The sequence below is a fragment of the Bradyrhizobium sp. USDA 4504 genome, assembly GCF_054063995.1.
Window position 1 is genome coordinate 3,665,396 of the sequence record NZ_JBSSGV010000001.1, and the last position, 24,737, is coordinate 3,690,132.

The window sequence follows — 24,737 nt, forward strand, 5'->3', positions numbered from 1 at the left end:
CCGCTGGCTATTGTTCCGGCACTTTCATCTTTGGGAATTTCCGAATGAAGATTGCTTTCTGCACCGCGATTGTCTTGTCCACACTGGCCGTCGCTCCGGCGAGCGCCAGGGAGCGCAATGACAGCCCTCACTCCCAGGCCTGCATGGCCAAGAACGGCTTCAATCTCGACATGTGGCGCGCGCACTCCGCAGGCACCGACGCGCAGGTCCTGAGATACATCCAGTGTCGGGATCGGGTGTCCGCAGCACAGGCCAAGGCGATCGGCATTCGCGACCATAACTTCAGCGCGGGCTATCGATGATGCTCGAGGGTGAGATGAGAATCGGACTCGCCCTCGCTTTGCTTGCCATCGGCTGCATCCCGGCAAGCGCCGCAGGCTGGACCTGCTCCGCCCCGGGTCTGATCTCGGGGTCGTACGATGGCGGCGATAGTGCCTATATCCGTCTCACCGGCTTCCCGAACGGCAACAACTATCCTGTCGCGAAGAAGGGCAGCCGGGCCACCGGCACGACGAAGAACGGCACCCGCTTCGTCTGCACCCAACGCTAAGGCACATCGCCAATCCTGATCGGCCTGAAATTATCGCCGACCAGACTTCACCATTTTGAGGAATCACCATGAGATTGCTGATCTTGCTCGCAACTTTCGCCGCCACCATTTCGGCGGCCACCGCCGAAACCGCTGTCGAGCGCCAATGCGCGTCGGGCAAATGCACCTGCACCTACATCGCGTCGACCTGCAAGACCTGGAATCGCACCCATGGCGGCGACCTCGCCATCTGCGACAGCTACCGCGAGAGCTGCCTGCAGAGCGGCCGGTGGGACGACAGGAACCGCCACATCGACGTGGTGGTGAAGCGCTGAGGCAGTTCGCCCTTTCCGAACCGGCGCTGCGCCGCAGGGCCGGTTCGGAAAGCCGCTGCGACACTCCCCTGGCAGGAATCGTGGGATCCTTCCCGTAGGATCACCCATCCCTCGCCTTGCTTCTGTCCTTGCGGCCCCAAACGGGGTATGCAGAATGCGGGGTGGGACTCTGCCAATGACCTATTTGATCCTTGCCCGAGATGGCACCAGCCGAATCGTGCTGAAGCGCGACAGCGAAGACGCGGCCGAGAAGAAGGCTCGCGAGCTGAAGGAGATGGGCTGGTTCGAAGTCGAGGTCCGCGAGGACAAGACGGCGCCGGTCACGTCGGCTCCCCCGGCGGATCGTCCACCGACGCTGCAATGACGCCTTGATGAACCTTTGCCGGGTGGCCCTTACAGATATGTGAGGAGCCGCCACCATGTCCGACACAGCACATTACCGCTTCCAATCCGATCAGGCGCGACGGCTGGCCCGACAGGTGACCGACGCCGCGGTGCGCGACAAGTTGCTCGAAATGGCCGAGGAATATGGCCGCTACGCCGACCTGATCGAGGCCCGCAGCATCGAGCGGGTACCCGCCGCGATGGCGGCCCATTAGGCTGGCCCCCGCCCCGTTCCGGACGGCTTACCGGTTCGTCCTCTCCTGATGCTCGTCCTCAAGGTGAGGCCAAATCCGCTCGACAACGCCCTGAGGATTTGTTCGGAACGTTATGCCCTTTCACGCGATTTTCCTCGCATGAGGGTCCGCGAATCCGACCGCAATTTGCTGCTTCTGGGCACGTTCACGCTGCTCAGCGTGGCCGCGGCCGGCCTCGTCGCCCTGCTGGATCCGGCACCCGCGCCGGCGAACCCCGCGCTGCGACCGCCTGCGAATCACGCGTCGGCATCGGATCAGGGATTGGCCCAGACCCCGGTCCGGATCGTCGGTACCCCGTTCGTCCCGAACACCAATCCCCGTCAACGCTGACCGTCCACGCCCGCGCGGCGTGTCACAATTATGTCACCGCGCCTACCAAACAGGCGTCTTCGTCAACCATCATGATGGCGAGCGCTTGATTCCGCGCGGTTGCTTTGCTGGAATCCGCGCGCTCAGGGTGCGCCATGAAGTGGATGAAAGAACGCGATCTCCTGATCGCGCAGACAATGGCTTTCGTACAGTCGGTGAAGGGCAAGCTGCCCGACGCCGAGCTTCCGGCGCCTGCCTCACGGACGGCGGCGGCGCCTGCCGCCCAGCCGACCGCCACGCCGCCTGCCGCTACACCTGCCCCCGCCGCCGCGTTGCCGATCGCCGCTGAACAGGCCTTGGCCGAGGCGGTCGCCACGCTCAGCGTCAAGGCTGAGGTGCGGGCTGCGGTCGTACCGCCTCCGCTTCCGGCGCCGACCGTGATCGAGGGCCTGCCCCCCGCTCCGTCGCCTTTGGCGGTGACGGTCGTCGAAGTTCCGCCTCAACCGGCGCAGCTGCCGCACTTTGCCAGGCTCGACATCAGCGGCGACTTCGGATCCGAGGTGCGGGAGCGGGTTGCGAATTTCCGCGCCCAGCAGCAGCGCTTCCTGAAGGAGCGCGAGGAATATTGCACCACGACCATGGCCAAGGTCCGCGCTGCGATCGACGAGCTGCCGCGCTCGGGCAAGTAACGCAGCCCCATTAGACCCGGACCGTGCGTTGGGCATCAGCCGCGCACGCCCGACTTCACCGGCTCGGTCAGGAAGCGTCCGCTCGATCGCGTCAACGCCGGCTCCTCCACTGCATCGAGGGCAGGCTGCTTCCCTTCCAGCATGGATCGCAAGCCGGCGATCGCCTTGGTCATGCGTTCGGCGTATTTCACTGCGGCGCCGTCGACGAACTCTCGATCCTTTGGTTTAGGTTTGGCGACCCGCAGCTCCAGATGCGTCATTCCGTTTGGACCGTCCAGAACGGCGCGAGTCATCACGATCCGCGGCGCGCCGGGAATCGGAAGCGTGATGCCCACCGTGAAATAATCGGGCGGGCGCCAATCGAGCATCTCCTCAACGACGGTATGGTTGCCGTGCATGCAGTGGTTCCTGGTGCCGGGACCGCGTCGTCCCTTGCCGGAATCCTCGACGATGGTGTCGGCGTCCCACCATTTCTGCCATTGCCCGGGCACGGTGAAAAACTCCCAAACCGTCTGCCGCGGCGCGGCGATGTCGAATTCCAGCATGACGTAGGCATCGTCGCGCGTCACCTGCATCCGGGTTTGCGCGTCTTCCTGCCGCCACGCCGCTTCCAGATCGCGCGCCCACAGCGTCACGTCGCCGATGACGTCGATGGTTTCGCGATGGGCGATGAGACCCTGCGCGACCGGATCGACACCCATCGCGCGGATGGCCGCGTCGCTGTAGAGCGCGTAGGCGCGCCCGCCGATCTTCTCAGCAACCGTGTTCTTGAGCAGCCGGTGGACCAGAATGACGTCGCGCCCGGCGAGCTCCTCCCTGCCGCCCATCTTCTGCTTCACCATCTCGCCATGATGGATAACGAACTTGAAATCGAGATCGCCCATCGCGACGCAGGCCTGACACTCGCAAGTCGAGGCCTGGCGCACGCTGCGCAGGCGCCGGCGGAATTTGAAATAGGCGCCCTCGATCGCGTCCTGCAGCAGCGAGCCGTCGATCGTCTCGGCGGTGGTGTAGACGAACGCGGCGTCGCCTTCGAACTTGGCGAGGCGGAACGGCGGGCGCAGCGCTTTCACCACCGTATCCATGAAATCGGCGATGATATCCTGCGCATGGTCGAGCTCGACCGCCGCGAGGAAGTTGGTATAGCCGGAGATGTCGGCAATCGCGAAATAGGCCGCTTCAGCCTTCGGAAGCATGGGGACCTCCTGCGCAACCGGTTCACGCCCAATCGGGCGGACGCGCAGTCTGTCATACCGCGCCGCCCGAGGTCGAGGACCAAAGCAACCCTGGGCGTGCGCTAGCGGCCGCCGATCTTCTCCAGCACCGGCAGCAGGTGCGTGAGAAACTCGCCCGGATTCTCGCTCATCGGGAAATGGCCGAGGCCCTTCATGATGGTGGCCTCAGCTCCCGCAATGCTGTTCGCCACCGCCAGCGTCTCTTCCGGCGTGCAGGAATAGTCGTACTCGCCCGACAACAGAAACAGCGGGCAACGTCTGGTGTCGATCTCGGCGACGCGGGCCCGGATGTCGCCGTCGACCTTGTAGAAATAGAGGTCGCCCTTGAACACGCCGGGCCCGCTCTGCATGTAATGCCACAGCGTCTCCCACCGCTCCTTGTCGGGCGCGTCGGGGCCGACGAGGCCCGAGACGATGGCGGCGGCGACCTCGCCGCCATGCACGTCCGGCCGGTGCAGGAAGTTCAGGTCGTAATAGGGATCGACATGCGCGCCGGCCTGCAGGCCGATGATGGCGCGGAAACGTTCGGGATGCTCGAGCGCGAGATGCAGCGCGATCCGGCCGCCGATCGAGCAGCCGATCACGATCGGCCTGTCGAGGTCGAGCGCGTCCATCACCGCCAGGATCATGGTCGTATATTGCGCGGAGGTGAGCTGGTACTCCTCGTCGTGCCAGCCCTGCGGCGGCGACGACTTGCCGTGCCAGGGCATGTCGAAGGCGATGACGCGATGGTTGCGCGTGACGCGCGCATCGTTCATCAGGCCGCGATATTGCCGCCCGTCCGCGCCCGCGGTGTGCAGGCAGAGCAGCGGCGTGCCCTCGCCCGCCTCCTCGACATAGACGCGGTGGGCCCGGCCGAACAGCTCCAGATGCATGTAACGGCCGACGATCGGTTCGAACCTGGCGCTCATGCGGCCACTCCCTCGCGGCGCAGCTTGCCGAGCGCCTCCTTGAAGTAGCGCAGGTTCGCCATGAAGATCTGCAGCTCGCCCTCAGCCTTCAGCACGCGGCGCTTGATCAGCGCCATCAGGTCGTTCGAGCCCGGCGGCGGCCGCTTTTCGCAGAACCGGTCCCACTCCGCCTGCGAGGTGCGCAGCGCAAACGACGACGAGGGCATCACGAACGGGCCCTTCGTCACCGCGACGATCCGGCCCTCATGGATCGCGATCAGCCAGGCGGCCGCGCCGATCTCGAGCAGCAATGTCGTGGTGAGGTAGCGGCCGCGCCGCACCAGGCCGGCGTCGCCGTTGACCCGTTCCTTCAGCGTGTCGATCATATCAGCTCCCCCCGATCGCGGCCCGTCCGCGCAGGGCGCGGCGGGCGCTTGTTCTGCCGGCAATGATGGGAGGAATGCCGGTGCCGTCAATCGCCAGCGGCGCCGCGCGGCTCCGGCGTTTTCGCGTGGCCGCCACATACAGATTTTGGCGAGAGCCGGGTGATCTAAAGCCAGGATATCTAAAGCCAGGACCAGACCAGCGCCACATTGGCGGCGCAGGCCGCGAGCAGCGCAACCGCAAGCGCGAGCTGCACGCGTTCGTAAGGGGGCTGGTGGATTGCTCTCATGGGCCGGAGCATCCGGCGATTCTACCCGGAGAGTCCCGGGGATTCTTTTTTCGGGGGTTTACCACCCGTTAAGGACTCAAGGCCCTTCCGCGAAAGAACCGAAATGACTCATATTTTCAGATGCTTGCCGCGGATGCTCGCTCACGGTTCCGTGATCGGAACGGCGATATTGCCTGAAACCCAAAACGGGGGCTGGCGTTGTCGGTTGTTTGGGGAACGACGAATGCCGTACGCGCTGTTTTATCAGGACGCCAAGCTGAGCAAGGCCTACCCGACCGAGGCGGATGTCTGGACACTGGCCAGGAAATCCGGCTTGGTGGTGGATGCCATCTCCGGAGAGGAGGAGTCCGCGCCGCGCCCGGTGCTGGATAACGACTACGAAATCCGGCCCTGTCAGCTCGAGCCGAACGAGGATCCGGCCAAGAACAAGGCCGATGCCGATCGCGAAGCACGCCTGGAGCCGCGGTTGAACTGATCAGACGGCAGGCTGGCCGGCGCGCAGCGGCGGGCCGAGGATGCAATCGGTACGGTCGCCCGCGCCTACGGCGTGGCCGTCGCCAGCGAGGCCTGTTCGGCGGCGACCGAAACGCAAATCTTCCGCCGATGCAGACCCCGGATCGCGCCGGTCACCTTGAGCACCTTGCCAGCCGAGCAGGACGCATCCTGCACGAACACGACCTCATAGGGCGCGAGCGCCAGGGGTTCGGATTTGAGGATAGTCTGGGCAAGGCACGGCACGGAGACCGCAGAGAGGATCAGCCCTAACGCAAAACTACGCATGTTCGTTTGTCCACCAGCCCGGCGATCGCATAATAGCGCAGCACGATGAAAGTTCCGTGCAATGCAGGAATTATTTTTTGCATTGCACGATCAGGCCTGAACATCAGGTGAATGTAGCGTCGTAGCCCGGATGGCGCGGAGCGAAATCCGGGACTTCCTTCGTCGGGTCGGCTGCCCCGGATTACACCGCGCTCCATCCGGGCTACGGGTTCACCGCATCCGTCGTCATTCCGGGGCGAGCGGCTGGCCAACAAAAAAGGCCGACCCGAAGGCCGGCCTTTCATTGATGCGATGAAGCCGCGATCAGTAGCGGGAGCCGACCGGGCCACCCCAGCCGAAGCGGTAGTTGACCCCGAGCTTGACGGTGTGCTCGTCGTTCCGGAAGCTCGTGCCGACGAGGTCGGCCGGGCCGCTGGTGAAGTTGGTCTTGCCGAAATTGTAGTACTGGTATTCGGCCTTCGCCGACCAGTTCGGGGCGAACATGTATTCGAGGCCCGCGCCGACCGTATAGCCGTCCTTGTGGCCGCCATCGGTGGTGAAGGACGCCGGCACGCCGCCGACCGACGCGGTGATGTTGTTGTTGTCGCGCCAGGCATAACCGCCCTTGGCGTAGAGCAGCGCCGGCCCCCAAGTGTAGCCGAGGCGGCCGGTCACCGAACCGATCTGGTCGGTATTGCCGGTCACCAGCGTTCCGCCCGGGAGCAGCACGCCATTGTTCGAGGAGCTGGGCAGCCAGGAATACTGCGCCTCGGCGCCCATCACCCAGTTCGGGGCGAACTGATAGTCGAAGCCGCCCTGCACGCCACCCATGAAGCGCGCGTCGCTGCCCATCAGGTTGTTGCCGTCGGTGAACGCGCCGCCGACATGGCCGCCGATATAGAAACCGGTCCAGTTGTAGACGACGGCGGGGGCGGTATAGGGCGGCGGTGCCTTGGTATAGGTGCGGGCCGGCATGTCAGCCGCAAACGCAGGGCCCGCAAGGGCGGCCAGCGCGACTGTGCCGAGCAAAAACTTCTTCATTTCTGATCCCCGTTACTAACGCTGCGCTGTAAAGCCAAACAACGTGACCTCAATTAGGTTGCTTTGGGGCAATGCCGCACCCGTGATGTTTCCGAGCTGTGACAGGGTCGCAACAACGCCCGTTTGTTCCCTGGCACAGAAGGTTTTTTTCACCGGTTAAGCAGCCGCATCTCGGCTGGATGTAAGTCGCAGACGGCTAAAGTGAAGTTCAACGCTCCCCGAAAAGTGATCGGAGTTCGCCAACGTTTCGATCAGGCTTGCGACAAGCCGCCGCGCAGAAGCGAGATCAGATCGCGCTCCTGCTTCTTGTTCGGGCATGATCCTTTCGGAAAAACCGCTTCACACTTTTCCGGATCATGCCTTAGCGCGGCATCTTTTCCAGTTCCGGAAATGCCGCGTAGGACGCGCCGGCGCAGGGCTCGGCGGGGTTGTCGAGGATGCGGTCGAGCCGGCCGTCGACAAACAGGACACCGCGCTCCCGGGCGGCGCGGTAATTGCCGTCGGTATCCTTCGCGCTGTAGCGCAGGCACACGACGTAGCGCAGCCGGCCGCCGACCGTACGCTGCGCCGGCTCGGCGATAGCAGCCTCGCGGACCCCGACCGGATTGTTCAGGTAGGTCCGCATGAAGGCTAGGATCTGGTCGCGGTTGCGGTCCGGGAACGGCTGGTTGGCGACGCCCCGGTCATCGGTGAAGGTGGTCGGCCCGCCGCCGTCGTCGCTGGTGAGGCAGCCGGCGAGCGGAAGCGAGAGCAGCAGGATGGCCGCCAGTTGTGATGAAATCCGCAAACGACGCTGTTCCCTGTGTCCCCGGAGGCCGTCTCATAGACTGCCGGGCGGCCGAAGGGAATTCGCAACTCGGTTATTCCTCGCCCGGGTTCACAACCGGAGCCAGACGCACTCCGGCCCGTCGCCATTGGGGAAGCAATGGACGGACGGGCCGGTTCTGCATCCAAAAGGCGCAGCGGGGCAATGTGGATCGAAACTACGCCCCTCGGATCAGATTCAACCGCGCTTGGGTCAGCCGCGTTTGGCCGGCGCGACGTGCTTGGTCGCGACCTTCGCGTGGACGTGCTTGGTCGCATGCTTCGGCGACTTCACCTTCAGCATGCCCATGTGCTTGTGGTGGCGGTGATGGCGATAGTGCTTGTGGTGCATCTTGGCGTTGGCGTTGCGCACCTTCGACGGCAGCTGCTCGCTCTTGATCACGGGAGCGGCCTTGGTTGCCGGGGCAGTCGTGGTCGCCGGCGCGGGCGTTGCGGCCTTGCCGGTCTCGACGGCGAGCGCGGGCGCTGCGATCACGGACATGGCGAGCAGCGCGGCGGAAATCGTCTTCAGCATGATGGTCCTCCTCGTCGGGATCGAGAGGTCTCCGGCCGGATGGTCGGCCTCACCGATCAATGCACGTGACCTTATGGGCCGCGCACTGAACCCGTTCTGAAGGACCCTGACGGACTTCATTCATGTGCATGACATCTCTGTCATGTTCTCCTCTCCGCCGGAAAAGCAGGATCACGCAATCGTGGGATCGGCCGGGAATGTTCTGCACCCCTGGGTGTTCAAGTCATCAGGCTTCGGTGTAGGATTACCGAGCACGATCAGGAACGATCAGGAGCAACCAGGAATGAGCAGGAAGACGAAGTTTTTGGGCCTCGCAGTGCTCTCGATGACGCTCGCCTCCGGGCCGGTCATCTCGGCCTACGCCGCGGGCAGCGACAATCCCTCGCCGCCGGCTTCCGACAGCGGCAGCAGCAAGGGCAAGAAGGCGAAGAAGGACAAGAGCTCCGCGATCGACGATCAGAAGTTCCTGGCCGGCTATCGCGCCGCCTACACCACGATCTACGACAAGCACGACTATACCGCCGCGATCGAGCAGCTGAAGGCGCTCAGCCAGGATGATCGCGCCGACGTCGCCAACCTGATCGGCTACTCCTATCGCAAGCTCGGCGACTACAAGGTCTCGCAGATCTGGTACGAGCGCGCGCTGAAGGCCGATCCGGCCCATGTCCGCACCTGGCAGTATTACGGCCTCTGGCAGGTCGAACAGGGCAACCGCGATCAGGCGCAGTACCACCTGAACCGCATCGCCCAGCTCGCCGGCACCAACAGCGACGAATATCGCTCGCTCGCCGCAGCGCTGGAGAAGCCCCCGGGCACCGGCCTGGTTTACTGAGTTAAGGCAACCGCTTCCTACATCGAGCCGGCGTGGTCACGACGACTGCGCCGGCTTTTTGCTGCGCCGTAGGATGGGTGGAGCGCAGCGAAACCCATCCTGCTTCCGCGCGGATCAGAGGTGATAGGTATCGCTTCGCTCCACCCATCCCACGGATCAGCATAATCGTTACGGATGGAGATTACGGATAATGCTCGAGGCGACGATCGGGCTTTTGCGGGCGGCTCGCCCCCACTGTGTTGCCCGCGGCGCCGGCATCCGGCTTGGCCGGACGCGCGGCCTTCTCGACCGGCGGCCCGCTGTTGCCGGTCTTCTTGGCGCTGTTCAGCGCCTCGCCGGTGGTGGTCACGTTGGCGGCCTGCCCGGCCCCCGCCGAGCCGGCCGAAGGGCCGGAGCTTTGCGCCAACACGGTTCCCGATAGCACCAATGCCGCCATCAGTATTGCCGCGTTGATTGTCATGGAGGGGGCCTTCTGCGCTCGAATGATGCACAGCAACGCGCCGCTGCCACGGACGTTCCCCCGGTGCCATGATTTAAGGTAAATGCGCGGCAAATTTCCGCCTTGGCGCGGCCTGTCGCAGGAAGCACCGGGCGTTTGCGGCTTCCTCAGCCATGCGCTGCTGACGGGCTGCGTAGCGCCGCCTCGCGATATTCGGCCCATGCCTGCCGCAGGATTTGCACCGACGAGGTGAGGAATATCGTCGCCATCACGGTGGCGACGGCAAGGTCAGGCCAGGCCGAGACCGATCCCCACACGCCGAGAGCCGCCGCCATCACGATGAGATTTCCGATCGCGTCGTTGCGGGAGCAGAGCCAGACCGAGCGGACATTGGCATCGCCGTCCTTGTACGGCAGCAGAAGCAGAACCGAGCCTAGATTGGCCGCGAGTGCCAACGCGCCGATGGCGCCCATCACCTCGGCCTTCGGCACGCCGAGCACGAACGTCTGGTAGACAGTCGAGCCGAACACCCACAGCGCCATCAAGCTCAGCGACGCGCCCTTCAACAGCGCGGCGGAGGCGCGCACGCGCAGGCCGGCGCCGATCACCGCAAGGCTCAGTCCATAGGTGACCGTATCGGCAAGGAAGTCGAGCGCATCGGCCTTGAGCGCCTGCGATCCGGCAAGCTGACCCGCGATCATCTCGGTCAGGAACATCGCGCCATTGATGCCGATGACCGTCCAGAGCACGCGCCTGTAGCGCGGATCGAGACCATCAAAGACGGGAACGCCGCCCGAGCAGCCGCACGAATCGGCCGCGCGATCGCGGTCCCCTGCCCGCACGCCGGCCTTGACCGGCAGCGTCAGCGGCGGTGGTGCGCAGCATTCGGTCGTGTTCTGCCCGCAGCAATCGTTCATTGCTCGTCCTTGCAGACGACAGGATAAGGCCGGCCACGCAACGCGTTCAAGCCGATCCATCCGGAACAGCTCCGGCGATCATGCGTCGCGGGTTCAAGGGCTGCCGGCTGCGTTTAGCCGACAGCCCAACCGGTTGATGCGGGCCGTCGCCTCACTTCGCCTTCTGGATCGCGGTGACCGTGTAGCCGCCGTCGCCCTCCTGGGCCTCGAACCGGACCTTGTCGCCGACCTTGACCTGCTTCAGCAGCGCAGGATCCTTGACCCGGTAAACCATCGTCATCGGCTCGTCCATGCCAAGGCTCTTGGCCGGACCGTGCTTGAGCGTGATCTTGCCCGCGCCCTCGTCGATCTTCTTGACCTCGCCATTGATCGCGGCGGCCTGCGCGAGCGCCGCGCCCAAGGTCAGAGCCAGCGCGAATGCGCCGGCGCCGGCAAGTTGGATCATCCTGTTCATCATTGTTGTGCTTTCTTTCGCTGCTGGTTTCATTTCACGATGACGCGGCCGCTCATCCCGTAGTCGCGGTGATCCGGGATCAGGCAGGAATATTCAAACGTTCCGGCCTTGGTGAATTTCCAGACGATCTCCGCGCTCTTCTTCGGTGCGAGGCGAACGCCGTTCGGATCGTCATGCTCCATGTGCGGATGCTTCTTCATCACTTCGGCATGCTTCAGATTCTCTTCGGTGGTCGCGAGCAGGAATTCGTGATCCTCGGTGCCGGCATTGCGGATCACGAAGCGGATCTGCTCGCCGCGCTTGACCTCGATGCGGAACGGCGTGAACTCCATCTCCTTCATCTCGACCTCGACCGTGCGCGAGGGCTTGCTCGGATCGCCGGGCTCGCCGGCCGAATAGGATTCGTGGCCGTGCTTCTCGTGACCACGCGACGGCACTGCGGTGACCGACAGCGCAATCAGCGCGATGCCGATGCTGGTGAGTTGCTTCACTGGATTCTCCATTCTGTGTTTGATGCTTGTCGTTGGTGAGTGAGCTGGATCCGCTACATCTTCATTCCCTTCATCGATGGCTTGCCTTTTCGCCCGGGCGCCGCCGGCGGCTGGCGCGCGGGCTCGGCGGCGGGCGCCTCGACCTCATAGGCAACCGTGCCCGGCGGATATTTGTACGGTCCGGGGTCGGCGTAATCGTCGCGGCCGAGCCCCTCGCGGATCTTCATCACCGTGAACATGCCGCCCATCTCGATCGGCCCGAATTGTCCGGTGCCGGTCATCATCGGCAGCGTGTTGTCGGGCGCGGGCATCTCCATGTTGCCCATCGCCATGCCGGTCGATCCCATCACCATCGCGTCGGGCGCGAGCTTGCCGACCGCCTTGGCCAGATCCTGGCGCGACACGCCGATGAAGTTTCTGACGTCGTGGCCCATCGCGTTCATGGTGTGGTGCGATTTGTGGCAGTGGAACGCCCAGTCGCCCGGATTGTCGGCGAGCATGTCGAACGCCCTGACCGCGCCGACCGGCACGTCGGTCGTGGTCTCCGGATACTGCGCTGACACCGGCACCCAGCCACCGTCGGTGCAGGTCACCGCGAAATTATGCCCATGCACATGGATCGGATGGTTGGTCATGGTCAGGTTGCCGATCCGCACGCGGATCCTGTCGCCGAGACGGATCGGCATCGGATCGATGCCGGGATAGACGCGGCTGTTCCAGGTCCACATGTTGAAGTCGGTCATCTCATTGACCTTCGGCAGATAGGTGCCGGGGTCGATCAGGTAGCTGCTCATGATGAAGACGAAGTCGCGGTCGACTGGCCGGAATGCCGGATCGCGCGGGTGCACGATGAACATGCCCATCATGCCCATCGCCATCTGCACCATCTCGTCGGAATGCGGGTGGTACATGAAGGTCCCGCTGTGCTTCATCTCGAACTCGTAGACGAAGGTCTTGCCCGGCTTGATGTGCGGCTGGTTGAGTCCGCCGACGCCATCCATGCCTGACGGCACGATCATGCCGTGCCAGTGCACCGTGGTGTGCTCCGGCAGTTTGTTGGTGACGAAGATGCGGACCTTGTCGCCCTCGACCGCCTCGATGGTTGGCCCCGGCGCCTGGCCGTTATAGCCCCAGAGATTGGCCTTCATGCCGTCGGCGAATTCGCGCACCACGGGCTCGGCGACGAGATGGAATTCCTTCCAGTCGCCGTTCATCCGCCACGGCAGCGACCAGCCATTGAGCGTGACCACCGGCCGGTAGTCCGGCCCGCTGGCGGGATGTAGCGGCGGCTGCATCACCACCTTGTCCATGGTCGGCGCTTCGGGAATGGCGGCGGCCTGGACGCGGCCGCTGACCGCGCTCGCCGTGACCAGCGCCGCGCCGCCCAGAAATCCTCGTCGAGAAAACATGTGCTGCTCCATTCAATGACCGCCGCCGGCCGCGGGCTGCGCGGCCGAGGCGATGGAAGACGGTGTCGATGCTGCGCCGGCCGAGCCGCCGCCGTTGATCGCGGTCTGCAGCTCGGATTGCGCCAGAAGGAAGTCGCGCCTGGCGTCGATCGCCGCGCGCAGCGAGGCGAGCCGCTGCCGCGCTTCGGTCAGCAGCGCGAACACGTCGACCTGCATGCTGGAGAAGCGCAGCTGCATCTCCTCGGTGATGATCTGCCGCAACGGCAGCACCTCGCGCTGGTAATGGCGCGCGATGTCGTAGGTCGAGCGATAAACGCGGTAGGCGTCGCGCGCCTCGGAGCGGACGTTGACCGCCTTCTCGGTCAGGCGGTTCATCGCCTGGCGGTAGGTCTCCGCCGCCTGCCGTACTCGCACCTCGCCGCCGTCGAAGATCGGAATCTGGAACTGGACGTCGAAGCCGCGCTCCCTGAACGGCGGGGCTTCGGGATCGTGCGTACGCTTGTCGATGCCGGCGACATCGAGCAGCGTGACGAAACGCGTCGCCTCGGTGAGATCGAGCGCCTTGGCGAGCGCGACGATTTCCATCCGTGCGATCTGCAGGTCGACGCGATGGCCGACCGCGGCGATCTCGATCGACGGCTGTTCCAATGGCCGCTTCGGCAGCAATGGCAACTTGCCGGGGATTCGGAAGCCGAGATCGCCGTCCCACAATCCGAGCAGGCGCGCCAGCCGCTCGCGCGAACTCGCCGCATTCTGCCGCGCGCTGGCGAGGTCGGCGGTGATCTCGGCGTAGAACACCTGCTCGCGGGCCTGGTCGAGCTTGTTCATGCCGCCGGTCTCGCCGAGCTTTTTCGCGAGCTGCGCGGTCGACTCCGCGGTCGCCTTCGCATCCGTCAGCAGCGCGACCGTCTCGTTCGCGGCCACCGCCGCGACATGGCTGCGCCGCACCTCGGCGGCAAGCCGCAAGGTGGCGAGCGCGGCCTTGAGCTGCGCCTGGCGGAAGCGCTCGCGCGCGATCTCGGAGCGGGCCGGAAGGGTCGCGAGCCCAAGGATGTCGCCGACCACCTGCCGCTCGACCTCGCTGGCGCCGTTGCCGCTGATGCGGGAGACCGAGAAGGTCGGGTTCGTCGGCAGGCTGTCGGCGACGTAATCGGTCTCCGCCAGCGCCAGTTCGTTATAGGCGGCCTGCAGCCCCTTGTTGTTCAAGAGCGCAACCTGCACGGCGGCATCCGCCGTCAAATTGCGCGCGAGCAGCCGCTTCACTGCGGCGTCGACGGTCGCGGCCTCATCCACCGACCGCACGAAGGCGACGTCCTTGCCGATCGCCTGCTCGGTCACCTCGGAGACGACGCCCATACCGCTGTCGGGCGAGAACGACGCGCATCCCGCGAGCGCGGATGACGCAAGCAGCAGGATCGGCACGATGGCCAGATGTCGCATGGCGCCCTCCTACTGGTCCGGCTTGGCCGGCGGCGTCACGCCGTCATTGCGCTCGCGCCAGGGCTGCGGCGTCGACGGTCGCAGGCTGCTGTAGGGCGCGATCGTCGAGCGGTAGCCGACGGCGGCCGTCCCCGCCGCCGGATTTGCCGGATCGCCTCCGACGGCGACCGGCCGGCCGTCGGCCATGCAGCCGGCGAGCGGTGCAGATGCGAGGATGGCGGCGGCCATCCGCGGCAGCAATGTGGGTGGCGCGCGCCGGCCGAGCCTGTTGCCAAGCCTGGTGGCCACGGCGGCGAGCCTCGCCCCGAGATGCGAATACATGGATCTGTCCCGATCATCCGATGAATAACAGGCGTGCGCACGCAAGCGTGCGGCACCGCCACGATGTCAGCGAACGATCAGGCGATGGGGGGACGATAGAGGCGCGGAGGCGCCTCGCTCCGCAGGCTCTGATAAGCCTCGGAAAGACGCGTGGCGATCGGGTGCAAGGGAGCAGCGACGAATGGAAGATCGGCCGGCAGCACCGATACGCACATCAGCGCGCAGCACGGCCCCGGCGCATTCTTGCCGTCGTGGCTGTGCTTCACAGCCGGCGCAGCATCATCGGCTGCGTGTTGCATGTGCATGCCGCCATGATCGTGGGCGGCATGATCGTGCGTGACGGCTTCGGCATGCGCCATCGACGCCGCGTGAACATGCGCCGCGGCGGCGGGCTGCACCTCATCGGTCAGGCACGGAAACGGCGCCCCGAATGCAAGCGCGAAGGACGGCGCGAGCACGCAAAACAGATAGGCCAGGATGATGGAACATCCCGCCCGCAACCGCCCTGATCTCGTCAATCGCACCAGCACCCGCTTCGCATCTCCGACCGCCGCAAGCTAACCGCAAATCAGCTCGCTGCAAACCGCCATCAGCTATATACCCCCTTGGGGTATCATTCAATCCGATTTGAAACTACCAACAGGCGTCATGTTTCCATCACATCCTTGCCTGCTGGCGCGCGGCACAGGAAGCAACTTCGCGTGCCGACACTCTCGCTTCGATCTTGATGCCCTTCACGACGGCGAAGATCGCGGGAATCACGATCAGCGTCAGCAGCGTCGACGAGATCATACCGCCGATCATGGGCACCGCGATGCGCTGCATGATCTCCGAGCCGGTGCCGGTGCTCCACATGATCGGCAACAGCCCGGCCATGATCGCGACCACCGTCATCATCTTCGGCCGGACGCGCTCGACCGCGCCCGCGATGATCGCGCGATTGAGGTCGTCACGATCGATCGTGCGTCCCTCCTCAGCACGATGCGCGGTGATCTCGCCCAGCGCCTGGTTGAGATACATCAGCATCACGACGCCGGTCTCGGCTGCGACGCCGGCGAGCGCGATGAAGCCGACCGCGACCGCAACCGACAGGTTGAAGCCGAGCGCCCACATCAGCCAGAAGCCGCCGACCAGCGCGAACGGCAGCGACAGCATCACGATCATGGTCTCCGCCACCGAGCGGAAATTGAGGTAGAGCAGCAGGAAGATGATCGACAGCGTCACCGGCACCACGATCCTGAGCCGCGCGGCGGCGCGTTCGAGATATTCGTACTGCCCGCTCCAGTCCACGTAGGTTCCGGGCGGAAACTGCACGCCGGCCTGCACCGCGCGCTGCGCGTCCGCGACATAGCCGCCGAGATCGCGATCGCGGATGTCGACATAGATGTAGGTGGCGAGTTGCCCGTTCTCGGTCCGGATCGTGGTCGGCCCGTGCGCCGGCGCGATGTCGGCGACCTCGCCGAGCGGCACCGCGCCGCCCGCCGGCATCGGCACCAGGACGTCGCTGGCGATCGCGCCCGGATTGTCGCGCAAATCGCGCGGATAGCGCATGTTGACGGTGAAGCGCTGGCGTCCCTCGACCGTCGTCGTCACGCTCTGCCCGCCGAGCGCGGTCGCGATGGTGTCCTGCACGTCCTGCACCGCGATGCCGTAGCGCGACAAGGCCTCACGCTTCGGCGTGATCTCGAGATAGTAGCCGCCGAGGCTGCGCTCGGCATAGGCCGACGAGGTGCCGGGCACGCCCCTCACCACCTGCTCGACCTGGCGGGCGAGCTTGTCGATCACGGCAAGATCGGGACCGATCACCTTGACGCCGACCGGCGTCCTGATCCCGGTCGAGAGCATGTCGATGCGCGCCTTGATCGGCATGGTCCAGGCGTTGGAGACGCCGGGGAATTGCAGCGCCTTGTCCATCTCGGCGATCAGGCGGTCGAGCGTGAGGCCGGCGCGCCATTGCAGTTTCGGCTTCAGATTGATGATGGTCTCGAACATCTCCGACGGCGCCGGATCGGTTGCGGTCGCGGCGCGGCCGGCCTTGCCGTAGACCGAAGCGACCTCCGGAAAGCTGCGGATGATGCGGTCCTGCATCTGCAGCAGCTCGGCCGCCTTGGTCACCGAAATCCCCGGCAGCGTGGTCGGCATATAGAGCAGCGTGCCCTCATTGAGGTCGGGCATGAACTCGGTGCCGAGCTGCCGCGCCGGCCAGATCGAGACGGCGACGGCGCCGAGCGCCAGCAGGATCACCAGCGTCTTCGCCCGCAACACGGCGTGGATGACCGGACGGTAGATCCAGATCAGGAAACGGTTGATCGGATTTCTGTGCTCGGGGACGATCCTGCCGCGGACGAAGATCACCATCAGCGCCGGCACCAGCGTCACCGACAACAGCGCCGCCGCCGCCATCGCGAACGTCTTGGTGAACGCAAGCGGCGAGAACAGCCGCCCCTCCTGCGATTCCAGCGTGAAGATCGGCATGAAGGACACGGTGATGATCAGCAGGCTGAAGAACAGCGCCGGCCCCACCTCCGCCGCGGCCTCGATCAGGATCGCGACCCGCGACCTGCCGGGCTCGGCTCGCTCCAGGTGCTTGTGCGCGTTCTCGATCATCACGATCGCCGCATCGATCATGGCGCCGATCGCGATCGCGATGCCGCCGAGGCTCATGATGTTGGAGCCGATGCCGAGCAGCTTCATCGCGCCGAACGCCATCAAGACGCCGACCGGCAGCATCAGGATCGCGACCAGCGCGCTGCGGACATGCAGCAGGAACAGGATGCAGACCAGCGCGACCACCGCGCTCTCCTCCAGCAATGTGCGCTTCAGCGTGTCGATCGCCGCATAGATCAGATTGGACCGGTCGTAGACCGGCACGATCTCGACCGACTTCGGCAAGCTGCTCGCGATCTCCCTGAAACGCTTCTTGACGTTCTCGATCACGTCGAGCGCGTTGACGCCGAAGCGTTGCAGCACGATACCGCTCGCGACCTCGCCCTCGCCGTTCAGTTCAGTGATGCCGCGCCGCTCGTCGGGGCCGAGCTCGACGCGGGCGACGTCGCGCAGCAGCACCGGCGTGCCGCTATCGGTCTTCAGCACGATGTTGCCGAGATCGTTGATGTCCTTCAGATAGCCCTTGCCGCGGATGACATATTCGAACTCGGAGAGCTCGACGGTGCGGCCGCCGACATCGGCGTTGCTGGCACGAATCGCGTCGCGCATCCGCTGCATGGTGATGCCGCGATCGCGCATCCGCTGCGGATCGAGGATCACATTGTACTGCTTGACGAAGCCGCCGACGCTGGCGACCTCGGCCACGCCTTCGGCCCTGGCAAGCGCGAATTTCAGGTTCCAGTCCTGGATCGTGCGGGTGTCGGCAAGGTTCAGCTCTTTCGACATCACGGCATACTGGTAGACCCAGCCGACCCCGGTCGCATCGGGCCCGATGGTCGGTGAGACGCCGGCCGGCAGCCGCGACGCCGCGCCGTTGAGGAATTCGAGCACGCGCGAGCGCGCCCAGTAGATATCCGTGCCGTCCTCGAAGATGACATAGACGAAGGAGACGCCGAAGAACGAGAAGCCGCGCACGACCTTCGACTTCGGCACCGTCAGCATCGCCGTGGTCAGGGGATAGGTGACCTGGTCCTCGATCACCTGCGGCGCCTGGCCGGGATATTCGGTGTAGACGATGACCTGGGTGTCGGAGAGATCGGGGATCGCATCGAGCGGCAGATGCAGCAGCGCGTAGAGGCCCGCGGCTGCCGCGAAGCCGGTGCCGAACAGCACCAGCAGCAGGTTACGCGCCGACCAGGCGATGACACGGGCAATCATCGCCGGTCTCCCGTCTTGTCGCCCTCGCCCGCCTGGGCAGCACCGGCCTCGGCGAAGCCCTTGATCGCCGCCTTCAGGTTGCTTTCGGCATCGATCAGAAACGTCGCTGATGTCACGACCGCATCGCCTTCGGCGATGCCCTCGCGGATTTCGACATAGCCCTCGCCGCGCCGCCCGAGCTTGACCTCGCGCGGCTCGAACCGCCCGTTGCCGCGGTCGATCAGCACGCTCTGGCGGCTCCCGGTGTCGAGGATGGAATTATCAGCTACCGCAAGTACCGGCGCCGGGCTGCCGGTGTCGATCTCCGCGTCGACATACATGTCCGGCAGCAGTGCGAGGTCGGCATTCTGCAATTCGATCCGCACCCGCGCGGTGCGCGTCTCCTTGTTGACCTGCGGATAGATCACGCTGATCCGGCCGACGAAACTGCGGCCGGGATAGCTGCGCGCGCGTACGGTCACGTTCTGCCCGACCACGATATTGCCGAGATCGCGCTCGGCAACGTCGACCAATGCCCACACGACAGAGACGTCGGCAATCCGAAACAGCACGTCGCCTTGCTGCGCGCGCATGCCCTCGATGGCGGCACGCTGCAGCACGATGCCGTCGCGCGGCGACAGCCACTGGATCGCGATCGGAACGGTCCGGCTCTTCTCCATCTCGGCGATGACGGGTTCGGGAACGTCGAGATTGGTCAGCCGCTGCTTGGAGCCGCGTCCGTAGGGCTCGATGTTCGCAGTCGCCTTCGACGTGATGGTCGCGACATATTCGGCCGCAGCGGACGATATTGCCGGACTGTAGATCTCCATCAACGGCTGGCCCTTCGTCACACGGCTGCCGGTCGTGACGTCGGCGACTTTCTGCACATAGCTCTCGGCGCGCATTGCGATCACCGACACCCGCCGTTCGTCGAGCTGGATCGTGCCGGGTGCGCGGACCAGCGTACGGATGCGGCGCATCTGCGCGGGCTCGGACTTGACGCCGCTGCGCTGGATCCTGCCGGGCGACAGCGTGATCGAACCGTCGTCGCTGTCATCGCCGTCATAGACGGCGATGTAATCCATCCCCATGGAGTCCTTCTTCGGCACCGGCGAGGTGTCGGGAAGTCCCATGGGATTGCGATAATATTTCACCTTGCGCTCGCCTTTCGCGGCGGGCGCGCTCACGTCTGCCGATTGCCCGGGCCCGCCGGCACCGCCGTCGTCATCGGCAAACACCGGCAGATAGTCGCGCCCGTCAGGCGTCTTCTTCGGTGTCGCCGAATAGAGCGACTTGCCGTCGGGATCGCGGTAGTAGATCGGCGCAGCAGTCTCCGCCGCCCGCGCGACGGCGACGATCGCAGCGGTCACCGGCCGCGGCGGCAGGTTGCGGCCGATCCATGCGGCGCCTGCCGCTGCCGCGATCGCAGCGGCAGCGCCGGCCCATGTTAAGGCGCCCATTGCTCGGCGGCTCATTGCTCGGCCGTGACGACGAGCTTGTTCTCGAGCGCGCCGGTCTCGCCCTGCACCTTGGCGCCGAGCGACAATTGCCAGCGGCCGGCCATGCCGAAAGTCGCCTTGAACCGGTAGGTGCCGGGCTCGGTGCCCGGCATCGGCGTCACCTTGGTGGCCATCTCCTGCATGCCGTCGGGCGCCATGTCGAGCCGGGTCGAGAAGATGACCGCATCGGGCACGGCTTTCCCGCTCGTCTTGTCGACCAGCCGCACCGTGACGATGCGGTCGGCACCCGCCTTGACGGTCGGCTGCACCAGCTGGAATTCGTAGTTCTTGATCTCGGCGTGGGCAGACATGCCCGTCATGGCAACGCCGATCAGCGCTGCGGCAGCGGCCCGCGCCAGGTGGAAAGACTTCATGGTGATGATCCTCGATACGTCTGATGAGCCGCGTGAGCGGCATGCAAAGGCGCGCGCGCCATTAGCGCACGCGTCAGCGATCAGGCGCTGGCGCGCCCGTCAGACGTGGGTTCGAGGCGGATGATCGGGAGGTTCGGCGCCAAGGCCGTCGAGCAGACGGTCGTCATGGGCGGCGATCCGGCTGCTCAGCGGATCGCGCTCGATCAGCGACATGGCGCCGGCGGGCACCGGCAGCGAAACGCTCAACATGCAGAGCGCGAGGAACGGACAGTCGTCGCAGCCCTTGCTCTTGCCCTGGTCCGGACAGCACGGCATGTCGTCGGCCAGCGCCTGCTCGGACATCGCCTGTCCAGACATGGCGTGATCGTCCGGCATCGCCTGCATCGCAGCGGCCGAGGCATCCGGCATCATCCGGGCAAATGCCGGCGCCACGGGCGCGAGCAACAGCCCGGCCGCGACGAGCAGCAGAATCCAGAGATTGGCGAGCCGCCTCAGATGCATGCCCGCTTCTCGCACGGATCAGTGCACGGCGCAAATCCGTCCGGCTTCACGATCGCGCCAGCACCCGGGGGGAGCTCTCACTCGCCCCTAGGTCTGCTTCAATACCGCCGGATCGGCCGGCATCTTGCGCAGCCGCTTGCCGGTCGCCGCGAAGATCGCGTTGCTGATCGCCGGCACGATGCCCGAGGTTCCGGTCTCGCCCATGCCGCCCGGCGGCTCGGTGCTCGGCACGATATGGACCTCGATCGCCGGCGCCTGATCGATGCGCAGCATCTGGTAGCTGTCGAAATTGCTCTGCTCGACGCGGCCGTCCTTGAGCGTGATCTCGCCGTAGAGCGCCGCCGTGACGCCGAAATTGATGCCACTCTGGAGCTGCGCCTGCACTGTGTCGGGATTGACCACGGTGCCGCAATCCATCGCACAGACGACGCGGTGGACACGGACCGAGCCGTCCTTGGCGACCTCGACCTCGGCGACCTGCGCGAGGTAGCTGCCGAACACGAATTGCAGCGACACGCCGCGTCCGCGCCCGGCCGGCAGCTTGCCGCCCCAGCCGGCCTTGGCCGCCGCGAGCTCGAGCGCCGCCTTGGCGCGCGGCGATTTGCCGAGCAGCGCGCGGCGGTAGTCGACCGGATCCTGCTTCGCCGCCGCCGCCAGCTCGTCGATCACGCTTTCGGTGACGAACACGTTGTGCGAGGGCCCGACGCTGCGCCAGAACGCGGTCGGAATGCCCGGTGGTTCGACCCGGACATATTCGACATGGAAGTTCGGAATGTCGTAGACGAGATCGATCGCGCCCTCGGTCGTGTCGGGATCGAGCCCGTTGCGGAACGCCGGCGGCGCCCATCGCGCCAGCACCGACGAGCCGGCGAAGCGGTTGTTCCAGGCAACCGGCTTGCCAGATGCATCGAGGCCGACCGCAATCCGGTCGCACCAGTAGGGCCGGTACATGTCGTGCTGGATGTCCTCCTCGCGGGTCCACACCACCTTGACCGGCGTATCGACCTGCTTGGCGATCTGCACGGCGCGAATGACACCGTCGACCTCGAGCCTGCGGCCGAAGCCGCCGCCGAGCAGATGATTGTGCACCACCACCTTCTCCGGTGGCATGTTCAGCACCTTCGCGGCCACCGCCTGCGCACGCGAGAGCGCCTGGCTGCCGACCCAGATCTCGCAACCGTCGGAACGCACATGCACGGTGCAGTTCATCGGCTCCATCGTGGCATGGGCGAGGAACGGCAGTTGATAGGTCGCCTCGACTTTCGTCGCCGCGCCCGCCATCGCCTTGTCGGCGTCGCCGATATTTTGCGCGACCGTGCCCGGCTTGGTGGTGGCTGCTTCGAGCTCGCGCGCGATGTCCGATGTGGCGAGCTTGGCGTGAGGGCCCTCGTCCCACTCGATCGTGAGCGCCGCCAGACCCTTCTTCGCCGCCCCCATGTGGTCGGCCACCACCGCGACGGCGTCGTCGAGCATCACGATCTGGCGCACGCCCTTGACGGCTTTTGCCGCCGCATCATCGACGCGCTTCACCCGCCCGCCGAACACCGGCGACTGCGCCAGCGTCGCGACCTTCACCCCGGGCGGCCGTGCGTCGATGCCGTAGACCGCCGTGCCGTTGATCTTGGAGGGTGTATCGAGCCGCTTGGCCGGCGTGCCGATCAGCTTGAACTCGGACGGGCTCTTCAGCGTGACATTCTCCGGCACCGGCATCTGCGCCGCGTCAGTCGCGAGTTCACCGTAACCCAGCTTGCGTCCGGAGGCCGCGTGACGCACCTCGCCGTTCTCGGCGCGGCATGTCCCCGGCTCGACGTTCCAGCGTTTCGCCGCGGCCGCGACCAGCATCGCCTTCGCGGTGGCGCCGGCTTTCCGCATCGGCTGCCAGGCGCCGCGCATTGCGTTCGAATTGCCGGTGGCCTGCACGCCGAGCAGCGGGTTGGCGTAGAGCTTGTCGCTCGGCGGCGCGTGTTCGAGCCGGACCTGCGTCAGGCCGATCTCGAGCTCCTCGGCGATCAACATCGGGATCGAGGTGTAGGTGCCCTGCCCCATCTCGACATAGGGCATGGTCAACACGACCTTGCCGTCGCCGCCAATCCGGACGAAGGCGTTCGGCGCGAAGCCGTCGGAGGCCGCCGCCTCGCTCTCGCGGCCCGCGAACGGCAGGCTCACGCTGAGCAGCAGACCGCCGCCCGCGATCGCGCCGGCGCGGAGGAAATTGCGCCGCGACAGGTCGGCAGCGCGCTCAGACAGATTGTCGATCAGCGTCATGGCTCAACCTCCCGACTGCGCGGCTTGCTTGATGGCTTCGCGAATGCGCACATAGGTGCCGCAGCGGCAGATATTGCCCGACATCGCTTCATCGATATCGGCATCGGTCGGCTTCGGCTTGCCCGCGAGCAGCGCGGAGGCCGACATGATCTGCCCCGACTGGCAGTAACCGCATTGCGGCACCTCATGCGCGAGCCAGGCGTCCTGGATCTTCTTGCCCGCCGGCGTCATGCCGACCGCCTCGATGGTCGTGATCCTGGAGTCGCCGATGCTGTCGATGGTCGTGATGCAGGAGCGCACCGCCGTGTCGTCGAGATGCACCGTGCAGGCGCCGCACAGCGCCATGCCGCAGCCGAACTTGGTGCCGGTCATGCCGAGCACGTCGCGCAGCACCCAGAGCAGCGGCGTGTCGCCATCGGCATCGACCGAATGACTGGTCCCATTGATCGTGATCTGGAAGGGCATCGTGACACTCCTGTCTGGTTCAGGCTCCGGCGAGATTGCGTCCCTCCGGGCGAAATCGGCAGCATTTCGAAGCAATCGGACGCATCATCGCGCCGATTGCTCACTTATGGTAATAAATATAGTTCCAGCACCCAATAAGTAGCGCCTTGATGCGCAGTGAAATAACCATTGGTTTATAATCATGGATCGACTGACCAGCATGTCCGTGTTCGCCCGCGTCGCCGATCTCGGCTCCTTCACCGCGGCGGCCAAGGAGTTGCGGATGTCGCCGACCATGATCGGCAAGCATATCCGATTTCTCGAGGACCGGCTCGGATCGCAATTGATCAACCGGTCGACCCGGCGGCAGGGCCTCACCGAGCTCGGCCGCAGCTATCTCGATCACTGCAAGCAATTGCTTGAACAGGCCGAGGCCGGCGATGCGCTGGTCGAGGAGGCGCTCAGCGCGCCGCGCGGCAAGCTCCGCGTGGCGACCTCGGTCGCCTTCGGGTCGTACAGCCTGGCGCCCGCGCTGGTCCGCTTCATGAAGAAACATCCGGAAGTCTCGGTCGACCTCATCCTCAGCGACAGGATGGTCGATCTGCTCGAGGAAGGGCTGGATGCGGCGATCCGGGTCGGCACGCTGACCGACTCCACCATGATGTCGCGCTCGCTGTCGCCCTATACAGGCGTGGTGTGCGCCGCGCCGAGCTATCTCGCCGAACGCGGCACGCCAACCCATCCGGCCGATCTCGCCCGCCATGAATGCCTGCGCTACCCCGGCTGGTCGGACGGGCAGCGATGGACATTCTCGGGGCCGGAGGGCGAAGTGCATGTCGATGTCGCGAGCCGCCTCTTCATCAACAGCGCGTTCGGCATCCGCTATGCGGCGCTGGCGGGCGCCGGCATCGTGCTGATGCGCGACGAGCTGCTGGCCGACGATATCGCCGCGGGACGGCTGCAGGTCCTGCTGCCGAACTACACGACGCAGAGCCGCGCGCGCCAGATCCTGTGGCCGAAGCACCGCAAGATGACGCCGAAGCTGCGCGCGCTGATCGACTTCATCGTGGAGACGTACGGCTGAGACAGATCGCCGCGGCCAAACCGCTC

General features: G+C 65.5%; 31 protein-coding genes. 10 read left to right on the forward strand and 21 right to left on the reverse strand.

From position 1 onward, the window contains the following. Nucleotides 1–44: 44 nt before the first annotated feature. From ACVMB1_RS17050 to ACVMB1_RS17080, 7 genes are all read left to right on the forward strand, one after another. Nucleotides 45–302 carry a hypothetical protein gene (locus tag ACVMB1_RS17050; protein ID WP_076831532.1) on the forward strand — a complete coding sequence of 86 codons (258 nt, stop codon included), beginning with the start codon at nt 45–47 and terminating at the stop codon, nt 300–302. A 14-nt stretch (nt 303–316) separates the two neighbouring features. After that, nucleotides 317–550 carry a hypothetical protein gene (locus ACVMB1_RS17055; RefSeq protein WP_143271129.1) on the forward strand — a complete coding sequence of 78 codons (234 nt, stop codon included), beginning with the start codon at nt 317–319 and terminating at the stop codon, nt 548–550. Between the two features lie 68 nt (nt 551–618). Beyond that, a complete protein-coding gene (locus ACVMB1_RS17060) occupies nt 619–864 on the forward strand; it encodes a hypothetical protein (RefSeq protein ID WP_076831538.1) in 246 nt (81 codons plus the stop codon). Nucleotides 865–1,039: 175 nt separating this feature from the next. Next, nucleotides 1,040–1,228 (forward strand): hypothetical protein, encoded by a 189-nt coding sequence (locus tag ACVMB1_RS17065; RefSeq protein ID WP_057019624.1) that lies wholly within the window; start codon nt 1,040–1,042, stop codon nt 1,226–1,228. A gap of 55 nt (nt 1,229–1,283) precedes the next feature. After that, entirely contained in the window at nt 1,284–1,463 is a 180-nt protein-coding gene (locus ACVMB1_RS17070) for a hypothetical protein (RefSeq protein ID WP_076831540.1), read from the forward strand. Between the two features lie 48 nt (nt 1,464–1,511). Further along, on the forward strand, nt 1,512–1,832 hold the full coding sequence (locus ACVMB1_RS17075) for a hypothetical protein (protein WP_244558925.1): 321 nt from the start codon (nt 1,512–1,514) through the stop codon (nt 1,830–1,832). 134 nt (nt 1,833–1,966) lie between these two features. Then, nucleotides 1,967–2,500, forward strand: a complete 534-nt coding sequence (locus ACVMB1_RS17080; protein WP_076831546.1) for a hypothetical protein — start codon at nt 1,967–1,969, stop codon at nt 2,498–2,500. Between the two features lie 35 nt (nt 2,501–2,535). Here the strand turns inward: ACVMB1_RS17080 and ACVMB1_RS17085 are convergent, their stop codons facing one another. The 3 genes from ACVMB1_RS17085 to ACVMB1_RS17095 form a co-directional block, all read right to left on the reverse strand. After that, on the reverse strand, nt 2,536–3,696 hold the full coding sequence (locus tag ACVMB1_RS17085; RefSeq protein ID WP_076831548.1) for a DUF2652 domain-containing protein: 1,161 nt from the start codon (nt 3,694–3,696) through the stop codon (nt 2,536–2,538). Between the two features lie 101 nt (nt 3,697–3,797). Further along, on the reverse strand, nt 3,798–4,646 hold the full coding sequence (locus ACVMB1_RS17090; protein WP_057019629.1) for an alpha/beta fold hydrolase: 849 nt from the start codon (nt 4,644–4,646) through the stop codon (nt 3,798–3,800). Further along, nucleotides 4,643–5,011 (reverse strand): hypothetical protein, encoded by a 369-nt coding sequence (locus ACVMB1_RS17095; RefSeq protein WP_076831550.1) that lies wholly within the window; start codon nt 5,009–5,011, stop codon nt 4,643–4,645. The genes ACVMB1_RS17090 and ACVMB1_RS17095 overlap by 4 nt, the downstream gene beginning before the upstream one ends. Before the next feature lie 510 nt (nt 5,012–5,521). Here ACVMB1_RS17095 and ACVMB1_RS17100 point away from each other — a divergent pair. After that, nucleotides 5,522–5,773: a hypothetical protein gene (locus ACVMB1_RS17100; protein WP_076831552.1), complete on the forward strand. Its 252-nt coding sequence runs from the start codon at nt 5,522–5,524 to the stop codon at nt 5,771–5,773. A gap of 65 nt (nt 5,774–5,838) precedes the next feature. Here the strand turns inward: ACVMB1_RS17100 and ACVMB1_RS17105 are convergent, their stop codons facing one another. The 4 genes from ACVMB1_RS17105 to ACVMB1_RS17120 all read right to left on the reverse strand — a co-directional run bounded on the left by ACVMB1_RS17105 (nt 5,839) and on the right by ACVMB1_RS17120 (nt 8,437). Further along, nucleotides 5,839–6,078, reverse strand: coding sequence for a DUF6719 family protein (locus ACVMB1_RS17105; protein WP_057019632.1), 240 nt, complete (start codon nt 6,076–6,078; stop codon nt 5,839–5,841). Between the two features lie 303 nt (nt 6,079–6,381). Further along, nucleotides 6,382–7,098 carry an outer membrane protein gene (locus ACVMB1_RS17110; protein ID WP_057019633.1) on the reverse strand — a complete coding sequence of 239 codons (717 nt, stop codon included), beginning with the start codon at nt 7,096–7,098 and terminating at the stop codon, nt 6,382–6,384. A 361-nt stretch (nt 7,099–7,459) separates the two neighbouring features. Then, on the reverse strand, nt 7,460–7,885 hold the full coding sequence (locus ACVMB1_RS17115; protein ID WP_076831559.1) for a hypothetical protein: 426 nt from the start codon (nt 7,883–7,885) through the stop codon (nt 7,460–7,462). Nucleotides 7,886–8,116: 231 nt separating this feature from the next. Next, nucleotides 8,117–8,437 carry a His-rich protein BRANT gene (locus ACVMB1_RS17120; protein WP_063790156.1) on the reverse strand — a complete coding sequence of 107 codons (321 nt, stop codon included), beginning with the start codon at nt 8,435–8,437 and terminating at the stop codon, nt 8,117–8,119. Between the two features lie 283 nt (nt 8,438–8,720). On the opposite strand from ACVMB1_RS17120, the gene ACVMB1_RS17125 reads away from it, so the two are divergent. Further along, a complete protein-coding gene (locus tag ACVMB1_RS17125; protein WP_057019636.1) occupies nt 8,721–9,269 on the forward strand; it encodes a tetratricopeptide repeat protein in 549 nt (182 codons plus the stop codon). A gap of 181 nt (nt 9,270–9,450) precedes the next feature. On the opposite strand, the gene ACVMB1_RS17130 is transcribed toward ACVMB1_RS17125, so the two are convergent. The 14 genes from ACVMB1_RS17130 to ACVMB1_RS17195 form a co-directional block, all read right to left on the reverse strand. Then, nucleotides 9,451–9,729 carry a hypothetical protein gene (locus tag ACVMB1_RS17130; RefSeq protein WP_057019637.1) on the reverse strand — a complete coding sequence of 93 codons (279 nt, stop codon included), beginning with the start codon at nt 9,727–9,729 and terminating at the stop codon, nt 9,451–9,453. Nucleotides 9,730–9,875: 146 nt separating this feature from the next. Next, the gene (locus ACVMB1_RS17135; RefSeq protein WP_076831565.1) at nt 9,876–10,625 is read right to left on the reverse strand and encodes a cation transporter; all 750 of its coding nucleotides are present in this window, start codon (nt 10,623–10,625) and stop codon (nt 9,876–9,878) included. Between the two features lie 151 nt (nt 10,626–10,776). Continuing rightward, nucleotides 10,777–11,079 (reverse strand): copper-binding protein, encoded by a 303-nt coding sequence (locus ACVMB1_RS17140; protein WP_057019685.1) that lies wholly within the window; start codon nt 11,077–11,079, stop codon nt 10,777–10,779. Nucleotides 11,080–11,108: 29 nt separating this feature from the next. Continuing rightward, on the reverse strand, nt 11,109–11,582 hold the full coding sequence (locus tag ACVMB1_RS17145; RefSeq protein ID WP_057019639.1) for a cupredoxin domain-containing protein: 474 nt from the start codon (nt 11,580–11,582) through the stop codon (nt 11,109–11,111). 41 nt (nt 11,583–11,623) lie between these two features. Further along, on the reverse strand, nt 11,624–12,979 hold the full coding sequence (locus ACVMB1_RS17150) for a multicopper oxidase family protein (RefSeq protein WP_057019686.1): 1,356 nt from the start codon (nt 12,977–12,979) through the stop codon (nt 11,624–11,626). A 12-nt stretch (nt 12,980–12,991) separates the two neighbouring features. Beyond that, nucleotides 12,992–14,419: a TolC family protein gene (locus ACVMB1_RS17155; RefSeq protein WP_253623747.1), complete on the reverse strand. Its 1,428-nt coding sequence runs from the start codon at nt 14,417–14,419 to the stop codon at nt 12,992–12,994. A gap of 9 nt (nt 14,420–14,428) precedes the next feature. Continuing rightward, nucleotides 14,429–14,740, reverse strand: a complete 312-nt coding sequence (locus ACVMB1_RS17160) for a hypothetical protein (protein ID WP_076831571.1) — start codon at nt 14,738–14,740, stop codon at nt 14,429–14,431. Nucleotides 14,741–14,817: 77 nt separating this feature from the next. Next, nucleotides 14,818–15,270 (reverse strand): hypothetical protein, encoded by a 453-nt coding sequence (locus ACVMB1_RS17165; protein WP_076831574.1) that lies wholly within the window; start codon nt 15,268–15,270, stop codon nt 14,818–14,820. Nucleotides 15,271–15,397: 127 nt separating this feature from the next. Next, nucleotides 15,398–18,565 (reverse strand): efflux RND transporter permease subunit, encoded by a 3,168-nt coding sequence (locus ACVMB1_RS17170; protein WP_076831576.1) that lies wholly within the window; start codon nt 18,563–18,565, stop codon nt 15,398–15,400. Next, the gene (locus ACVMB1_RS17175) at nt 18,562–20,004 is read right to left on the reverse strand and encodes an efflux RND transporter periplasmic adaptor subunit (protein ID WP_076831579.1); all 1,443 of its coding nucleotides are present in this window, start codon (nt 20,002–20,004) and stop codon (nt 18,562–18,564) included. The genes ACVMB1_RS17170 and ACVMB1_RS17175 overlap by 4 nt, the downstream gene beginning before the upstream one ends. An 11-nt stretch (nt 20,005–20,015) precedes the next feature. Next, nucleotides 20,016–20,417 carry a FixH family protein gene (locus ACVMB1_RS17180; RefSeq protein ID WP_076831581.1) on the reverse strand — a complete coding sequence of 134 codons (402 nt, stop codon included), beginning with the start codon at nt 20,415–20,417 and terminating at the stop codon, nt 20,016–20,018. 99 nt (nt 20,418–20,516) lie between these two features. Continuing rightward, the gene (locus ACVMB1_RS17185) at nt 20,517–20,918 is read right to left on the reverse strand and encodes a hypothetical protein (RefSeq protein WP_076831584.1); all 402 of its coding nucleotides are present in this window, start codon (nt 20,916–20,918) and stop codon (nt 20,517–20,519) included. An 87-nt stretch (nt 20,919–21,005) separates the two neighbouring features. After that, a complete protein-coding gene (locus ACVMB1_RS17190) occupies nt 21,006–23,183 on the reverse strand; it encodes a xanthine dehydrogenase family protein molybdopterin-binding subunit (protein WP_253623746.1) in 2,178 nt (725 codons plus the stop codon). 3 nt (nt 23,184–23,186) lie between these two features. Continuing rightward, a complete protein-coding gene (locus tag ACVMB1_RS17195) occupies nt 23,187–23,648 on the reverse strand; it encodes a (2Fe-2S)-binding protein (RefSeq protein WP_057019645.1) in 462 nt (153 codons plus the stop codon). A 181-nt stretch (nt 23,649–23,829) separates the two neighbouring features. On the opposite strand from ACVMB1_RS17195, the gene ACVMB1_RS17200 reads away from it, so the two are divergent. Beyond that, nucleotides 23,830–24,711: a LysR substrate-binding domain-containing protein gene (locus ACVMB1_RS17200; RefSeq protein ID WP_076831590.1), complete on the forward strand. Its 882-nt coding sequence runs from the start codon at nt 23,830–23,832 to the stop codon at nt 24,709–24,711. Nucleotides 24,712–24,737: the final 26 nt, after the last annotated feature.

What these genes read in the sequence shown, in the direction of transcription:
- ACVMB1_RS17050 (WP_076831532.1), top strand. Translation starts at nt 45, where the DNA reads ATGAAGATTGCTTTCTGCACCGCGATTGTCTTGTCCACACTGGCCGTC.
- ACVMB1_RS17055 (WP_143271129.1), top strand. Translation starts at nt 317, where the DNA reads ATGAGAATCGGACTCGCCCTCGCTTTGCTTGCCATCGGCTGCATCCCG.
- ACVMB1_RS17060 (WP_076831538.1), top strand. Translation starts at nt 619, where the DNA reads ATGAGATTGCTGATCTTGCTCGCAACTTTCGCCGCCACCATTTCGGCG.
- ACVMB1_RS17065 (WP_057019624.1), top strand. Translation starts at nt 1,040, where the DNA reads ATGACCTATTTGATCCTTGCCCGAGATGGCACCAGCCGAATCGTGCTG.
- ACVMB1_RS17070 (WP_076831540.1), top strand. Translation starts at nt 1,284, where the DNA reads ATGTCCGACACAGCACATTACCGCTTCCAATCCGATCAGGCGCGACGG.
- ACVMB1_RS17075 (WP_244558925.1), top strand. Translation starts at nt 1,512, where the DNA reads ATGCTCGTCCTCAAGGTGAGGCCAAATCCGCTCGACAACGCCCTGAGG.
- ACVMB1_RS17080 (WP_076831546.1), top strand. Translation starts at nt 1,967, where the DNA reads ATGAAGTGGATGAAAGAACGCGATCTCCTGATCGCGCAGACAATGGCT.
- ACVMB1_RS17085 (WP_076831548.1), bottom strand. Translation starts at nt 3,696, where the DNA reads ATGCTTCCGAAGGCTGAAGCGGCCTATTTCGCGATTGCCGACATCTCC.
- ACVMB1_RS17090 (WP_057019629.1), bottom strand. Translation starts at nt 4,646, where the DNA reads ATGAGCGCCAGGTTCGAACCGATCGTCGGCCGTTACATGCATCTGGAG.
- ACVMB1_RS17095 (WP_076831550.1), bottom strand. Translation starts at nt 5,011, where the DNA reads ATGATCGACACGCTGAAGGAACGGGTCAACGGCGACGCCGGCCTGGTG.
- ACVMB1_RS17100 (WP_076831552.1), top strand. Translation starts at nt 5,522, where the DNA reads ATGCCGTACGCGCTGTTTTATCAGGACGCCAAGCTGAGCAAGGCCTAC.
- ACVMB1_RS17105 (WP_057019632.1), bottom strand. Translation starts at nt 6,078, where the DNA reads ATGCGTAGTTTTGCGTTAGGGCTGATCCTCTCTGCGGTCTCCGTGCCG.
- ACVMB1_RS17110 (WP_057019633.1), bottom strand. Translation starts at nt 7,098, where the DNA reads ATGAAGAAGTTTTTGCTCGGCACAGTCGCGCTGGCCGCCCTTGCGGGC.
- ACVMB1_RS17120 (WP_063790156.1), bottom strand. Translation starts at nt 8,437, where the DNA reads ATGCTGAAGACGATTTCCGCCGCGCTGCTCGCCATGTCCGTGATCGCA.
- ACVMB1_RS17125 (WP_057019636.1), top strand. Translation starts at nt 8,721, where the DNA reads ATGAGCAGGAAGACGAAGTTTTTGGGCCTCGCAGTGCTCTCGATGACG.
- ACVMB1_RS17130 (WP_057019637.1), bottom strand. Translation starts at nt 9,729, where the DNA reads ATGACAATCAACGCGGCAATACTGATGGCGGCATTGGTGCTATCGGGA.
- ACVMB1_RS17135 (WP_076831565.1), bottom strand. Translation starts at nt 10,625, where the DNA reads ATGAACGATTGCTGCGGGCAGAACACGACCGAATGCTGCGCACCACCG.
- ACVMB1_RS17140 (WP_057019685.1), bottom strand. Translation starts at nt 11,079, where the DNA reads ATGAACAGGATGATCCAACTTGCCGGCGCCGGCGCATTCGCGCTGGCT.
- ACVMB1_RS17145 (WP_057019639.1), bottom strand. Translation starts at nt 11,582, where the DNA reads ATGGAGAATCCAGTGAAGCAACTCACCAGCATCGGCATCGCGCTGATT.
- ACVMB1_RS17150 (WP_057019686.1), bottom strand. Translation starts at nt 12,979, where the DNA reads ATGTTTTCTCGACGAGGATTTCTGGGCGGCGCGGCGCTGGTCACGGCG.
- ACVMB1_RS17155 (WP_253623747.1), bottom strand. Translation starts at nt 14,419, where the DNA reads ATGCGACATCTGGCCATCGTGCCGATCCTGCTGCTTGCGTCATCCGCG.
- ACVMB1_RS17160 (WP_076831571.1), bottom strand. Translation starts at nt 14,740, where the DNA reads ATGTATTCGCATCTCGGGGCGAGGCTCGCCGCCGTGGCCACCAGGCTT.
- ACVMB1_RS17170 (WP_076831576.1), bottom strand. Translation starts at nt 18,565, where the DNA reads ATGATTGCCCGTGTCATCGCCTGGTCGGCGCGTAACCTGCTGCTGGTG.
- ACVMB1_RS17175 (WP_076831579.1), bottom strand. Translation starts at nt 20,004, where the DNA reads ATGGGCGCCTTAACATGGGCCGGCGCTGCCGCTGCGATCGCGGCAGCG.
- ACVMB1_RS17180 (WP_076831581.1), bottom strand. Translation starts at nt 20,417, where the DNA reads ATGAAGTCTTTCCACCTGGCGCGGGCCGCTGCCGCAGCGCTGATCGGC.
- ACVMB1_RS17185 (WP_076831584.1), bottom strand. Translation starts at nt 20,918, where the DNA reads ATGCATCTGAGGCGGCTCGCCAATCTCTGGATTCTGCTGCTCGTCGCG.
- ACVMB1_RS17190 (WP_253623746.1), bottom strand. Translation starts at nt 23,183, where the DNA reads ATGACGCTGATCGACAATCTGTCTGAGCGCGCTGCCGACCTGTCGCGG.
- ACVMB1_RS17195 (WP_057019645.1), bottom strand. Translation starts at nt 23,648, where the DNA reads ATGCCCTTCCAGATCACGATCAATGGGACCAGTCATTCGGTCGATGCC.
- ACVMB1_RS17200 (WP_076831590.1), top strand. Translation starts at nt 23,830, where the DNA reads ATGGATCGACTGACCAGCATGTCCGTGTTCGCCCGCGTCGCCGATCTC.